This is a genomic window from Flavobacterium sp. HBTb2-11-1 (assembly GCF_009826975.1).
GTDB lineage: Bacteria > Bacteroidota > Bacteroidia > Flavobacteriales > Flavobacteriaceae > Flavobacterium.
In genome coordinates this window covers 122,645-137,842 of record NZ_WUMO01000011.1, presented here as the reverse complement: position 1 = coordinate 137,842, position 15,198 = coordinate 122,645, and the positions used below count along the sequence as shown (strand labels likewise).

Genomic DNA, 15,198 nt, shown 5'->3' with positions numbered 1-15,198 from the left:
ATTTGACTTAGAGTGCTTTTTGCCTTTTGAATTAAATCCCTTTTATATTTTAGATTATAGAAAAAAGAATATAGAGAATAGATCCAGATTAAGATTTCTGAATTACCAATCTATTTTCTATAATCTATACTCTAATCTATTCTCTTTGTTCTTTGCTCTATTCTCTTTATTCTATTCTCTCTTTACTTAAAATTAGAAATTCCTTCTTTCAGCCATTGCAAATATTCTTCTGTACTCACATAACTGATTGTTGGTTTAGTGCTGTTTAAATTGTTTCCTTTTAAATCGGTAATAACATACAAAGGCTGTGTATTTGTTTTATATTTAGAAATCATAAAATCTGTCCACTTATCTCCAGCTGTGATGATTTTGTCTCCTGCTTCGGTTGTAAATTGCTCTTCTTTTGGCAATTCACGTTTATCATCAACATAAAGCGAAATTAAAACTACATCATTTTTAAGAATTGGCAAAACTGAAGGATCTGACCAAACATTGTTTTCCATTTTTCTGCAGTTCACGCAAGCATAACCTGTAAAATCAAGCATAATGGGTTTATTGATTTCTTTTGCATACGCTAATCCATCTTCGTAATCATGAAAAACCATAATTCCATGCGGGCCTAATTCAGCTCCTTGCGGCATACCTTTTATAGATTCTGCAGAAACAGCTCCGTTTCCTGAACCTCCAACACCAAACGGACTTTCGCTATACTGTGGAGGCGGCGGGAATGCACTGATTAATTTTAAAGGCGCTCCCCAAAGTCCAGGAATTAAATACATTGTAAAGACAAAAGTCAATAAACCTAAATACAATCTTCCAACAGAAATATGATTCGTTGGACTATCGTGAGGCAATGTAATTTTTCCGAATAAATATAAAGTTAAAGCTCCAAAAATAGCAATCCAGATGGCGATGAAAACTTCTCTTTCTAAGAAATGCAACTGTAAAACCAAATCTGCATTTGACAAGAATTTGAATGCCAATGCTAATTCTAAAAATCCTAAAACCACTTTTACAGTATTTAGCCATCCTCCAGATTTTGGCAAAGAGTTTAACCATCCAGGGAACATGGCAAATAACATAAACGGAAGCGCTAATGCCAACGAGAACCCTAACATTCCGACAATTGGAGCAATTCCTCCATTTGAAGCCGCCTCAACCAATAAAGTTCCAACAATTGGTCCTGTACAAGAGAATGATACAATTGCTAAGGCTAAAGCCATAAACAATATTCCGATTAATCCACCTTTATCTGCCTGCTGATCGGCTTTGTTTGCCCATGAATTTGGAAGCATAATTTCGAAAGCACCCAAAAATGAAGTAGCAAAAATGACCAAAATCACAAAGAAAATCAGGTTAAACCAAACATCTGTAGATAATGCATTTAAGGCATCTGCACCAAATATTTTAGTTACAATAAGGCCTAAAATTACATAAATAGCAATAATCGAAAGTCCATAAATAATGGCATTTCTAATTCCTTTTGCGCGGCTTTTACTTTGTTTGGTAAAGAAGCTTACCGTCATTGGAATCATTGGGAAAACACAAGGTGTTAATAATGCTGCAAATCCTGATAAGAACGCAATAAAAAAGATAGACCATAAACTTCTTGAAGGAGCTGGTGCTGGAATTTCTGCCGCAGTCGTTTCTGCTGTTTTCTCTGCTTTTGGCTGTACAGCTTCTTCTTTTTTAACGGTATCTACCGCCAAACCAGTAACTTTTGTTTCGTCCAATTTAGCCTCAGCTACAACTGGAACTTCATCCATTTTAAAAGTTGAAGGAACAGCAATCGAGAATTTTTTGCTCGAATTGATGCAAACTTCTTTACAAACCTGAAAATCAAAATCTACATCAACCGTTTTTAAATTTGGGTTTATGATTTTTATTTCTTGTTCAATATGTGCCTTGCCTTCAAAGAAAGTTTCATCTACACCAAAAACATCATTAAAAGCTGTTCTTGTTTTACCTTCTTTGGCTTTTCCAACCAACTCGTAATTTCCTTTTTGATTTTTAAATGAAATTTCCAAAGCAAGCGGTCCGCCGTCTGGAGTAAACTGAGAATACATATGCCAGTCTTTTTCGATCGTTCCATCAAAAATTAGAATAACCTTATCTCCTTTTTTCTCTATTTTAGAAGTCCATTTTACTGGTTCTAAAATTTGAGCGTTACTTGATAATGTAAAAAAGAAAAAGAGTAAAAAAACAGTTATTTTATTCCAGATACTTTTCGAAGTTATCGACTGATGGGCTTGTGTAAAGTTCATTATATTAATTCTATTTTTAGTATTTTATTTGTGGCTTTTTCTATTTTAAAACGTTCGTCTTGTCTCATTCCGACTACCCAGACTATTTCATTTTCTGAGCATAAAATCCAAGTTTTTTCCTTTTCGATCAAAGAAAGCTTTTCATCTTTAAAAAGCTTGCTCACCTTTTTTGACTTTCCGTGCATCCCAAATGGCTGAAAAACGTCACCTTCTCTCCATTTACGCAAAATCAAAGGATAACGGATTTTATCAGAGTCGACAAATATAACTTTATTTGAGCCGAATGTTGTGTGACCTACGTTACAAAAACTCATTTTTAAGGGAAAATTAACTTCTGTATCATTTTCACTAATTTCATATTCGTCTTTTTCTGATATTCCAGAAAACGGACTTAAAATGAGCGTTTCTCTGTTTTTTAACAATCTAAATTCTTCTGAAAGAACTTGTTTGCCAGATTGCCCTTCAACCAAATCATAAATATCATTCCACGCCGAAAAACCAAATTCTTTCAGCCATTGGTACAAATATGATCTATAATTTGGAAGTTTTTTTAGCTGATTTAGATCAAAATGAATATCTTCTCCTTCTTCTTTTGCCACCTGCTGATAAACAATAATCGATGCATCTTCAACCATTTCTTTTGATTCGTGAAGAAAAGATTGCGTTTTCTGAAAGGCATCCAAAAAACTCGGATTTATTTCTTTTAAAATCGGAACTAAATTATGGCGGATTTTATTTCGCAGATATTTAGTTGAAGCATTACTGCTGTCTTCTCTCCATTCTATTTCATTTTCCTCTGCATATTTCAAGATTTCCTCTCTTGAAAAAGGCAGCAACGGGCGGATAATTCTATCATTTTGTTCGGGAATTCCAGTTAAACCTTCCAAACCGGTTCCTCGGGTTAAGTTGATGATAAAAGTCTCCAAATTATCATCGGCATGATGAGCAGTTAGAATGTAATCGAAGTTTTTTTCATCTAAAAGTTCATAAAACCAGCTGTAACGCAATTCTCTCGCCGCAACTTGCGTTGATAGCTTATAATCTTTAGCGAAAGCTTCTGTATCAAAATGAGTAGTAAAAATTGGAATATTATTTTGATTGCAATAATTCTGAATAAATTCCTGATCTTCAAAACTTTCTAGTCCGCGAAGCTGAAAATTGCAATGCAAAACAGCAATTTCATAAGGCAATTGATGCAGCAAATGCAACAAAACCATACTGTCTAACCCGCCACTTACAGCCAGAAAAAGCTTCTTTTCGGCTAAAAAAGGAAATCTTGAAACGATATGATTTTGAAATTTTGAAAACATCTGATAAAAGTAAAAAATTAAATTCGATCTATTTTTAAATGAAATGTTAAGCCATTTTTTTTCTGCCACAAATTCACGAATTATTTTTTTATGCTGATGAGGCATATTTTCTTTTGCCACAAATTACGCAAATTCCCACAAATTATTTTCTTCAACTAATAGCCACAGATTAAAGGATTAAAAAGGATTAAAATCTGTGAGAATCATTTTAATCTGTGGCTAAAAAATTAGTGCGAATTTATGTAATTCGTGGCAACCTTTTTATTGCAAAACTTCATGCATTGCCTTTGCCTTCAACAAACATTCTTCATATTCTTTTTCTGGAATTGAAAGCGAGGTTATGGCGCTTCCAACCGAAAAAGAAACATATTTATTTTCCTGATTGTATAAAATACTTCTAATAACGACATTAAAATCAAAATCACCTTCAGGAGTGAAATAACCAACTGCACCGCTGTACAATCCTCTTTTGGTTTCTTCTAGATTCTCTACAATTTCCATTACCGAAATTTTGGGCGCTCCGGTCATGCTCCCCATTGGAAAAGTTGTTTTCAAGACATCTACTGCAGAAAATTTAGGATCTAATTTTGACGTTACCGTAGAAATCATCTGATGCACTTGTAGAAACGAATAGATTCCGCAAAGTTCTTCAACCTCAACAGAACCTTTTTGTGCAGTATGAGACAAATCGTTTCGGACTAAATCGGTTATCATGATATTCTCAGCGCGTTCTTTGGCATCAGTAGCTAGAATATTTTTTGATTTTTCGTCTTCAGCTAAATCAGCAAAACGTTTTGAAGTTCCTTTTATGGGTTGAGAAATTATCTTATCTCCCTCTTTTTTCAAATAACGTTCTGGTGAAGCTGAAAGCAAATAATGTTTGTAATTTTTAAAGAAGACAGAAAAAGGCGCCTGAGAGATTCCATTCAGTTTTTGGAATTTTTCTAACGGGTTTATAACAGCATTTTCAGCGTAAAATTCCATGCAGAAATTTGCTTCGTACATATCACCAATATGGATATGTTCGAGCATTTTATTTACTTTTTGAATGTACAAATCTTTCGAAATGCGTTGCTGTATGATTATCGCTTCCTGACTTCCGACTTTCGACTTTTGACTTTTAACTATTTCATTAAAATCTTCTTCAAGCTCATCATCGCACAGCATTAAATACTGAATTTCGAGTTCATTTCCTTTAAGGATAAAAACCTTTTTAGGCTGAAAGAAAAACAAATCGGGAAAGTTCAAACCGTCAAAATTATTGGACTTAAGGTTTTCGATATCATTCTTCAAATCATAAGAAAGATATCCAAAAAGCCAGTCTTTTGTGTTTTGCTGATATTGTTTTAAATCTTCAAAAGCGTTGTAATAATCTGTTTTTAAAGACGTAAAAGCGTCAACTGCCAACATACAGTCAAAACTAGAATATTGCTGCGGATAAGAATTACTGTCTAAAAAAACGACTTCGCGAAATTGCTGCGCCCAACTTAAAAGCTGTTCCTTAAACAGTTTCGGATTGGCAATATTTTTATGGATGGAAACTCTCAAAAATGGTAATTTTAAAGGTCAAAATTACGACAAAATTATTTCATGAGAAGAAAACAAAAAAATAATCAAATGTTTTGAATTACATTGTAAAACTGTTAAAAAGACATTCATTTTATAAGAAAAAATTCGTTATATTTGATATACAATTAGATTAATCTAAAAACAGTATTAATTTGATTGTAGAATCCTTAAAAAAGAGCCTTAAAAAAAATTATTTTATGATTCTCTTTTGGCTTTTAGATTGCATTTCTTCCAATAACTTAATTAATTTTTTTAACCTTAAAAAATCCTAAGCATTATGAAAATTGCCACAATTATTGTCCGCGTTTTAATTGGCCTTTTGCTGCTGTTCGCCTCTATCAGTTATTTTTTCCATCTAATGCCTGAGCCTGAAACTACAGGAAATTTTAAAGCATTTAATGTAGGTTTAATGGCCTCGACGTATTTGATGCCAATGGCAAAATCTATCGAGTTATTGTGTGGTATTGCATTTGTATCTGGGCGTTATGTAACTTTAGCAAACATCTTGATCTTACCGATTACGGTAAATATTTTGTTTATCAATTATTTCCTTACTCCAGATGGACTGCCAATTGCAGCGCTTCTTTTCCTAGGAAACTTATTCTTGATTTACAGATATTGGGATAATTACAAAAGTGTTTTTACTGCATAAGTATTTTTCAAATCGAAATAAAAAAGTCCGTCAGCATTATACTATACTGACGGACTTTTATTTTTAATTTGCCTTATCGTGTTTTACCCACACCAAATCGGTAACATTATACCCAATTTCCTGAGCTTTGATAAGAAAATCTGCTTTTATACTTTCTGGAATTGTTTTTTCTCTAGAAAGTATCCACATATATTTTAAACTTTCTCCAGCCACAAGTGCGTATTTGTAATCAGAATCGATTGCTACGACATTGTAACCTGAATAAAAAGGACCAAAAAATGAGACTTTCAGCATACCAATGTTGTCTTTTTTGACAAATCTAGCTTTCCCGACACTTTGTTCCCACTTGTCTTTTTTGACATTATAGCCCTTATTATCGACTTTTATTGTTTTATCGTCATTTAAAGAATACTCGGCAGTTACATTATCCAGATCTCTTTCCCATTTGTAATCCAATCTGGCAATTTCGTACCATTTTCCGAGATATTTATTGCTGTCAAAGTTTGTAACAGCTTGCGCATTTTTTGGAATTCCGCCTCCACAAGAGTAGAGTGCAAATCCAATTCCTGCCCCAATTAAAATTGGAACTATATATTTAGTCTTCATGATCCTATCTTTTTAATAATCATAAAGATAGCATCGAAAATCCACATCTAATTTACAAAATTATTTTTGATTATTATATTATATGAATCACAAAAAAACCGTCCCGTCAAAACTGACGGGACGGTTTTAAAATATTTTTAAACGTAAATTATACGTGTAAAGCTCTATTTTCTGTGGCTGCTAATGCAGCTTCTTTCACTGCTTCAGCAAAAGTTGGGTGCGCGTGGCTCATTCTTGAAATATCTTCAGCAGAAGCTTTGAATTCCATTGCAGTAACCGCTTCAGCAATTAAATCTGCTGTACGGGCACCAATCATGTGAACTCCTAAAACCTCATCTGTTTTCTCATCAGCCAAGATTTTTACGAATCCGTCTAAGTCAGCACTTGCTCTTGCACGTCCTAAAGCTTTGAATGGGAAACTTCCTGATTTATACTTCACGCCAGCTGCTTTCAATTGCTCCTCAGTTTGTCCAACTGCAGCAACTTCCGGCCAAGTGTATACTACACCAGGAATCAAGTTATAATCGATATGAGGTTTTTGACCAGCTAAAATTTCAGCAACCATCACTCCTTCTTCCTCTGCTTTGTGCGCTAACATTGCTCCACGAACAACGTCCCCAATTGCATAGATATTTGGAACATTCGTTTGCAAATGATCGTTTACTTCAACTTGTCCTCTTTCTGAAATTTTAACTCCTGCTTTGTCAGCATTTAAGCCGTCTGTGTAAGGACGACGACCAACAGAAACTAATGAATAATCTCCTTCAAGAGTAATAGTTTCTCCTTTTGCGTTTTCAGCTTGAACTACAACAGCATCGCCGTTTCTTTCAACTGATTTTACTTTGTGAGAAACGTAGAATTTCATTCCTTGTTTTTTCAACACTTTTGTCAATTCTTTAGAAAGAGCTCCGTCCATTCCTGGAATGATTCTATCCATGAATTCAACCACAGAAACCTGAGCACCTAAACGAAGATAAACTTGTCCAAGCTCGATTCCGATAACTCCACCACCGATGATAACTAAGTGTTTTGGAACTTCTTTTAAAGCCAAAGCTTCAGTAGAAGTAATGATTCTTTCTTTATCAATTTTGATGAATGGTAAAGAAGAAGGTTTTGAACCTGTAGCGATTACAGTATATTTTGCTTCGATAGTTTCAGATGTTCCATCAGCTTTTGCAATAGCAATGTGTGTTGCATCTACGAAAGAACCTAAACCATTGAAAACAGTAATTTTATTTTTATCCATAAGGTAGTTGATTCCACCTACGGTTTGATCTACAACAGCTTGCTTGCGCGCGATCATTTTCTCTAAATTGATTTTTACATCGCCAGAAACTTCGATTCCGTGATCTGCAAAATGAGCAATTTCTGAATAATGATGAGAAGAAGATAATAATGCTTTTGAAGGAATACAACCTACGTTAAGGCAAGTCCCTCCTAATGAATTATATTTTTCTACAATTGCAGTTTTAAAACCTAATTGTGCGCAACGAATTGCTGATACATATCCTCCAGGACCTGAACCTATAATGACTACGTCAAATGAACTCATAGTATTTGTTTTTATTTTAGCGGTTACAAAATTAAGGAATAAAGTTTTGTTTGAAGTTTAATTTTCAATGTTTTTTGTGTGAAATTTTGTAGCGAAGTTTTACCGCAAAGAGCGCTAAGATTTACGCAAAGGTTCGCAAAGTTTTCTTTTTTTTATCTCGCAAAGACGCAGAGTCGCAAAGTATTTTGAATTGCCTCCAGCTTTAGCTAGAGATCCAAGGTCTAATATTAAATAATAATCTTTGAGACTTAGCGCCTTTGCGAGATAAAAAAAACCTTAGAATCTCAGAACCTTAGCAACTTAGCATCTCAGAACGAAATCACCGTAGAATTCTTCACTTCGCTAATCATAAACATACTTTGCGTACTGCCAATATGCTGCAGTGAAGTCAGTTTGGTTACCAAAAACTCTCGATATGCTTCCATATCTTTTACCAGAACTTTTAAAATATAATCGTAATCGCCGCTTACATGATGGCATTCTAAAACTTCATTGAGTTTGATGACTTCGCTTTCAAATTTAGTTAGGAATTCTTTGGTATGCTGAATCAATTTTAAATGGCAGAAAACTACAAATCCTTTTTCAATTTTGGATTTATCGACTAAAGCAGCGTAGTTTTTTATGATGCCTTCACGTTCCAGTTTTTTGATTCGTTCGTAAACTGCGGTTACTGAAAGATTCAATTTTAAAGACAATTCTTTGTTAGTCTTTTTACTATCGGTTTGAAGTAAAACTAGGAGTTTTTTATCTATTTCGTCTAGTGTCATTTTAGTTAACAGTTTGTGGTTGATTGTTGATGGTTTATTTGAGCCTGAAAGAAAATCTATTATATATTGTTTTTCGCTTCAAATTTAGATTAAAAATCATAATTAATACACTTTTATAGTTTTAAAATCTATTTTACACACATGTAATTGATTAATTATCTAATTCCTTTTTCCTTTGACGAGAATTTATTTTGAAAATGAGTGCCTAGCCCTGATAGAAGTGGAAATCCTTTTGTGTCTCGTTTTTAACGAGACACAAAAGATTGGAACGGATAGCAGGAAATAGCTCCTAAAAAATAGTTTCACGTTCCAAATTTCACGTTCCAAAAACTTGAAACCTGAAACTTGAAGCATATAAAATTTTAAACAATTAATCTTGAGGGATGAGATCGCTTCGTTCCTCGCAATGACATAAAAATGAAAAACTTCAACCCAGCAGATAAAATTCAGGATTTGCAATATTTTGGCGAATTTGGCGGTGTAAACCCATCGATTTCTGATTCCTCGACTTATACTTTTCTTTCGGCTAAAACCATGTTTGATACTTTTGAAGGCAATATAGAAGGCTGTTATTTGTATTCACGCCATTCATCTCCTAGTAATTTATACTTAGATCAAGCTTTGGCAGCGATGGAAGGAACAGAAACAGCCAATGTTTCTGCTTCGGGAATGGGAGCGATCACGCCTACTATATTGCAATTGTGCGGTGCGGGCGATCATATCGTGTCAAGCCGAACGATTTATGGCGGAACTTATGCTTTCTTAAAAAACTTCACGCCAAGATTCGGAATTGAAACAAGCTTTGTTGACATTACAAAATTGGATGTTGTAGAAGCGGCGATTACAACTAAAACTAAAGTTTTGTATTGTGAAACGGTTAGTAATCCGCTTTTGGAAGTGGCTGACATTCGCGGTTTGGCTACAATTGCTAAAAAATACAATTTAAAATTGGTTGTTGACAATACGTTTTCACCTTTATCAGTTTCTCCTGCAAAATTGGGTGCTGATATTGTGATTCACAGTTTGACCAAATACATTAACGGAAGCAGTGATACAGTTGGTGGTGTAACTTGTGCTTCGAAAGAATTTATTAATTCGCTTAAAAATGTAAATTCTGGCGCGAGCATGCTTTTAGGCCCAACAATGGATAGCCTTCGTTCTGCAAGTGTGATGAAAAATCTTCGAACACTTCATATCCGAATCAAGCAGCACAGCCACAATGCACATTATTTGGCCGATCAATTTGAGAAAGACGGTTTAAAAACGGTTTATCCAGGATTAAAAAGCCATCCAAGCCACGAATTGTACAAAACCATGATTAATCCTGAATATGGTTTTGGCGGAATGCTGACCATTGATGTAGGTTCTTTGGAAAAAGCCAATGAACTAATGGAATTAATGCAGGAAAGAAATTTAGGCTATTTGGCAGTAAGTTTAGGTTTTTACAAAACATTATTCAGCGCTCCTGGGACTTCAACTTCTAGTGAAATTCCTCTTGAAGAACAGAAAGAAATGGGATTAACAGATGGTTTGATTCGTTTTTCTATTGGATTGGATAATGATATTCAGCGCACATACGAAATGATGAAAGCCTGTATGGTTGAACTTGGGGTTTTAAAAGATTCTAAAGTTCTGAGTTGATATCCTGATAACTATTGGGACTAAGTTTTTTTTATTTAAGAAACATCACTCTATAAATAAATTTGCACATTTTTTATTAGATTGTTTGAATCCGCTGGAGATCTTTCTTTAAGCGGATTTTTTTTTAAAATTAAAAATCCGTTCTGAAAATACTTCAAAACGGATTTTTGTAATTTATTTAGCCTCAAAATGTCTAAACGACTGCCAGTATTTATCTTTGTAGATTTCGTAGCCTATTTCAAAAACACCGCTGTATTTTTTAATTAATTCATCGGCATTTTTAGATGGTTTTCTAAAGTCTTTGCAAGTAAAAAAGATTTCCCTTTTATGGTTTGCCGTTTCTCTTCCCACATTTAAATAGCCTTCAGAATCGGGTAAACTATAGATAATTTCTTCTTCGATTTCCTCTAACAGCTTGTATGTTTTTTCATCAGGAAGTCCACCATTGTCACAGTCATCAAAAGAAATTCCAAGTATAAAAACCCAAGGATGAGATGCTTTTTTATCCCATTCAATAATTGTGGTATTAATCAAGGCCAAAACGATTGAACCATCTTGCTTTTTACCCTCAAAATTGGCATAACTATCATTCTCCGTATTATGTCGAGTTCCTTCGTATTTCTCAACAAATTCTTTTTCTCTCCAAATTAAATAATCTTTTAATTTTTCGATTGGTATGAGCTTCTCAGAAGTTTGTTCTGGTCCTGCAACAACCAAATTATCAATTAAGGTAACAGAATGCAGTTCGCCCAAATAATTATCAAGAAAAATATAAACTCCATTGGCTATATTAGATTTTTTCTCTTCAACAAAATGATCATAAACAATTACCAAATCTATTTCGTCTGGATAATCTTCGTGAACACGAGGGTAAAATTTTAGGTTTTCCTTACTAAATTCAAAATCCTGATAAGTAATACCAATATTATTGATATCTGAAGCTGGTTTTAGAGCTGTAAATTTCCAGCCGTCAATTTTAGGAGCGGCAGCAACTAATTCTTCAATTGCGTAAATGTTTCTAATTGCCCCATCTGGCGTCAAAACTAATTCGGCGGTCTGATCGTCAAACATTCCCGTAAGGAAATAAATTCCCTCGTGTATTTCATCCAGTTTTGGAGCTAGTTTATCAAAAAAACCTTGATGTATATTTTCTCCGTTTTGAACGGTTTTAAAAAACGCTTTTTCATTTGCTGAAAACCAATTCCAGAAATCATTATAAGATTGTATTGGAGCTTCTTTTCTGCCCAATATTTTATCGAGAAAACTCATGTACTAAAAAATAATTTAAATTTTGCGAGAAACAAACTTAAGGAAAAGTCCTTTTAAAATTTAAGAATATTTGTATAAAAATTAGAATATTTTTAAACGTTCTCATTGCGAATGAGTTAAACTTTAAATTTTATTTCACGCAGATTTAAAGAGATTAAGGCAGATTTATATCGATTTTTTTATGATAAAAATCCAAAACTAAATCTGCTACAATCATTTAAAATCTGCTTGCAAATAATTTTTCCATAAAAAAAGCCGTTTGAATAATTTCAGAACGGCTCACTTATAATTTATAACTCTTAACTTACAACTTCTCCACGAAGTTCAGCTTACTATTTTTTCTACTGTAAGTAAAGTAAATCAGTAATCCGATGATCAACCAGATTGTAAAATAAATCCAGTTCCACACGCTTAATTCAGCCATCATGTACAGACAGCAGATTAATCCTAAAAGCGGAATTAAAGACAGATTTTTTCTGAAAGCCCAAACCGCTAATCCAACTAAAACAAATAAGAATATCCACATTGGAATTTTGTGTTTGAATAAACCAAAACCAGATTCGTATTTTGCAGAATCAGCAATTGGAAGACCTTTTACCACCTCAGCATATTTGGCTTCATCGTCTTGATATTGTCCCAACAAATGTTCTAAATCGGATGTTTCGGCAGTTTTATTGTTTACCTCAATACTTTCTAAATATTTAAAAACCTGCTCAGATTCTGATTTATCTAAAGAAGTGACAATTGAAGTTGCGTCGTAAATCTGCGGCTCGTTATTGATAAATGCCATTGTCGCTTTATTATTGAAGGCAAAAGCATAATACAATCCTGCAATCATTAAAACTGGCAAAATATATTTTGAATTGATATATGGCGTTTTGAATTTTCCTCTTGGAATTTCAGGTTTGTTTTGCAGTACTAAAACTCCCGCACACACCAATACAAAAGCAAACAAAGTCCCAATACTACATAAATCGGTTACCATTGTCAGGTTTAAGAATAATGCTGGAATCGCCACAACAAATCCTGTTACGATTGTAGCAAATGAAGGTGTTTTGAATTTTGGGTGAACGGTTGAGAATTTCTTTGGCAATAAACCATCACGGCTCATACTCATCCAAATACGAGGCTGTCCCATTTGAAAAACCAATAAAACGCTCGCCATAGCAACTACTGCACTAACCGCAATAATTCCCGACATCCATTTTAAGTCTAATTTATCGAAAACAAATGCTAAAGGATCTCCAACATTCAATTCGTGATATTGTACCATTCCAGTCAAAACCAAAGCAATGGCAATGTATAAAAGTGTACAAATGATAATAGCCCACATCATTCCGCGCGGTAAATCTCTTTGCGGATTTTTACATTCTTCTGCTGTTGTCGAAATCGCATCAAAACCAATGTAAGCGAAGAATACTGCTGAAACTCCTTTTAAAACTCCGCTAACTCCATTTGGCGCAAACGGACTCCAATTTGCTGTATCTACATAAAATATTCCAACTGCGATAACCAAAAGCACTACGCAAAGTTTTACCACAACCATTAAGTTACTGGCGTTACGAGATTCCTTCATTCCTCTATAAACCAAAGCGGTGATCAAAATAATAATGAATAAAGCTGGTATATCAGTCACAAAATGAAACGATCCTATGGTTGGCGCTGTTTTCCAAGCCGTGTGTGCTTGCTGTAACGCTGTACTTAAGTTTTCGAATGTTTTCCCGCCTCGCATTAAAGCCTCAGCATCTTTAAATCCGTTTGAAGCGGTTAAGTAATCCATCTGAATCCATTGCGGCAAATGAATTCCGCCACTCTGGAGAAGCCCGGTAAAATAATCACTCCACGATATGGCGACAGTTATATTTCCAACGGCATATTCCATAATCAAAGCCCAACCGATAATCCAGGCAATTAATTCTCCAAAAGCCACATACGAATAAGTGTACGCGCTTCCTGAAACTGGAACCATAGATGCAAATTCTGCGTAAGCAAAAGCTGCAAAGCTACAGGCAAGAGCGGTAAAAAGAAACAAAAATATTACGGCTGGTCCTCCATCTGCACTGGCTTTTCCGATAGTGCTAAAAATACCCGCACCGACAATTGCAGCGATTCCGAAAGCAGTTAAATCTCTGGTTGTAAGATGCTTCCCTAAGGCTTCATGTCCATCTGCCTCATTTTTCGCAACTTGTTTCAGAATATCCTGCACGGTTTTTTTTCGGAATAAACTTGAAAATGCCATATATGTTTTTGCTATTATAAATTAATTTAATTCAGTTGTTCAGGTTTTATTTTGCAAATAATGCAAAAAATATCCTGATTTCAAATATATAAAACGATTTTGTTTTTCTGTGATTTTTTTTCTTGCCGCGAAGACGCTAAGACACTAACTTTTTTTTGCCACAGATTGCACGGTTAACACAGATTTTTAATCTATATCTATATTTTTTTTCTCCCAGATAATATATAATGCAGATTTTGATTGCTATAAAAAAATTTGTCTAGATTTTTAAAAAATAATCTGCAGAATCTGCTCAAATCAGCAAAATCTGCGTGAAACAATATAAATTGGCTCAATCAGCGAGAGAAAAAGGTCTTTCCTGTACCTTCTTAATTACTGCTCAGAAATGAAAGTCATTTTTTTTGCCATCTTTTTTTGCCACCCGTAAGGTAAAATCGAATGGTTATTTTCGACCATCATAGACATTTGCTCTGTAATTTTTTCTTGTATTTTCTTTGGTAAAGCATAAAAATCAGCGTCTACAGTAAAGTTCCTCTCGTCATCAAGAATTCCATTCTGAATTCGAATTCCTATTTTTTTTCCTTTATAATACAAGAGAATTTTAATTCTTCCATCATCATACAAATTAGGTCCGCTGGTGCCATAAATTATAATTGGATCAATAATTCCATCAGAATCAAAATCTTCTACATAAATGTATTTCGACCAAAACCATATACTGTCTTCATGGCTATCCTTAAAGTCATTGGTTTCAAAAGTTTTAATCCAACGGCCATCTTCAATCTTAAAATTAAATGCTTTCACCGCATTATTGAAATTATTGCCGTTAACTGTTTCTTTATATTTATCTTCTGTTAAAACTAAATAATAGCTGCCTGTTTTGTCTTTGTAATCATAAACCTTCCAAATAACAAAATTAATTCCGAGTTCTTTACGTTTTTCTTTTGTGAAACTTTGATTAATCTTTTCTGCTGATAAAGTTTTGTACTTGCTATTCTTTTCATTGATTAGATATTCTGACATTTCGCTAATTCTTCGGCTAAGAATAGCAATATTTTTTGCTTCAATATCAGAAAAAACAATACTGCTGTTATCGTTTACTGGTTTGTACCAATTATATTTTTTAAAAACCTCTGCATATTCTGGACTAGAAAACACATAGCCTTTTCTAGCATAAATCTCATTTTTCAATAATTTTAAAGAAAAAATATCCTCACTTTTCAGTTTGCTTTCATCAATAATTTCAGAAGAACATTTAGAACAATCTAATTTATTTTGTGCACTAACTGAAATAGCAGCAAATAGTATTACATAGAAATAAAACTTCAT

General features: G+C 33.9%; 11 protein-coding genes. 2 read left to right on the top strand and 9 right to left on the bottom strand.

What is annotated here, in order from left to right; all coding sequences use genetic code 11:
* Positions 1 to 182: 182 nt before the first annotated feature.
* The 3 genes from GR162_RS20295 to GR162_RS20285 all read right to left on the bottom strand — a co-directional run bounded on the left by GR162_RS20295 (position 183) and on the right by GR162_RS20285 (position 5,122).
* Entirely contained in the window at positions 183 to 2,264 is a 2,082-nt protein-coding gene (locus GR162_RS20295; protein WP_160783613.1) for a thioredoxin family protein, read from the bottom strand.
* The gene (gene tilS, locus GR162_RS20290; protein WP_160783612.1) at positions 2,264 to 3,574 is read right to left on the bottom strand and encodes a tRNA lysidine(34) synthetase TilS; all 1,311 of its coding nucleotides are present in this window, start codon (positions 3,572 to 3,574) and stop codon (positions 2,264 to 2,266) included. Before tilS ends, GR162_RS20295 begins: the two co-directional genes overlap by 1 nt.
* 261 nt (positions 3,575 to 3,835) lie before the next feature.
* Entirely contained in the window at positions 3,836 to 5,122 is a 1,287-nt protein-coding gene (locus tag GR162_RS20285) for an anthranilate synthase component I family protein (protein WP_160783611.1), read from the bottom strand.
* 298 nt (positions 5,123 to 5,420) lie between these two features.
* Here GR162_RS20285 and GR162_RS20280 point away from each other — a divergent pair, with 298 nt between their 5' ends.
* Positions 5,421 to 5,795: a DoxX family membrane protein gene (locus tag GR162_RS20280; RefSeq protein WP_111377787.1), complete on the top strand. Its 375-nt coding sequence runs from the start codon at positions 5,421 to 5,423 to the stop codon at positions 5,793 to 5,795.
* A gap of 63 nt (positions 5,796 to 5,858) precedes the next feature.
* On the opposite strand, the gene GR162_RS20275 is transcribed toward GR162_RS20280, so the two are convergent.
* From GR162_RS20275 to GR162_RS20265, 3 genes are all read right to left on the bottom strand, one after another.
* Positions 5,859 to 6,401 carry a lipocalin family protein gene (locus tag GR162_RS20275; protein WP_160783610.1) on the bottom strand — a complete coding sequence of 181 codons (543 nt, stop codon included), beginning with the start codon at positions 6,399 to 6,401 and terminating at the stop codon, positions 5,859 to 5,861.
* A 148-nt stretch (positions 6,402 to 6,549) separates the two neighbouring features.
* A complete protein-coding gene (lpdA, locus tag GR162_RS20270; RefSeq protein ID WP_091131106.1) occupies positions 6,550 to 7,953 on the bottom strand; it encodes a dihydrolipoyl dehydrogenase in 1,404 nt (467 codons plus the stop codon).
* Between the two features lie 308 nt (positions 7,954 to 8,261).
* Positions 8,262 to 8,720: an Lrp/AsnC family transcriptional regulator gene (locus GR162_RS20265; RefSeq protein ID WP_053471104.1), complete on the bottom strand. Its 459-nt coding sequence runs from the start codon at positions 8,718 to 8,720 to the stop codon at positions 8,262 to 8,264.
* 417 nt (positions 8,721 to 9,137) lie between these two features.
* Between GR162_RS20265 and GR162_RS20260 the strand changes: the two genes are divergently transcribed.
* A complete protein-coding gene (locus tag GR162_RS20260; RefSeq protein ID WP_160783609.1) occupies positions 9,138 to 10,361 on the top strand; it encodes an aminotransferase class I/II-fold pyridoxal phosphate-dependent enzyme in 1,224 nt (407 codons plus the stop codon).
* A 174-nt stretch (positions 10,362 to 10,535) separates the two neighbouring features.
* Here GR162_RS20260 and GR162_RS20255 read toward each other — a convergent pair whose 3' ends face one another.
* The 3 genes from GR162_RS20255 to GR162_RS20245 form a co-directional block, all read right to left on the bottom strand.
* Entirely contained in the window at positions 10,536 to 11,630 is a 1,095-nt protein-coding gene (locus tag GR162_RS20255) for a DUF695 domain-containing protein (RefSeq protein ID WP_160783608.1), read from the bottom strand.
* 304 nt (positions 11,631 to 11,934) lie between these two features.
* Positions 11,935 to 13,869: an amino acid permease gene (locus GR162_RS20250; protein WP_160783607.1), complete on the bottom strand. Its 1,935-nt coding sequence runs from the start codon at positions 13,867 to 13,869 to the stop codon at positions 11,935 to 11,937.
* Positions 13,870 to 14,241: 372 nt separating this feature from the next.
* Positions 14,242 to 15,198, bottom strand: coding sequence for a YARHG domain-containing protein (locus tag GR162_RS20245; protein ID WP_160783606.1), 957 nt, complete (start codon positions 15,196 to 15,198; stop codon positions 14,242 to 14,244).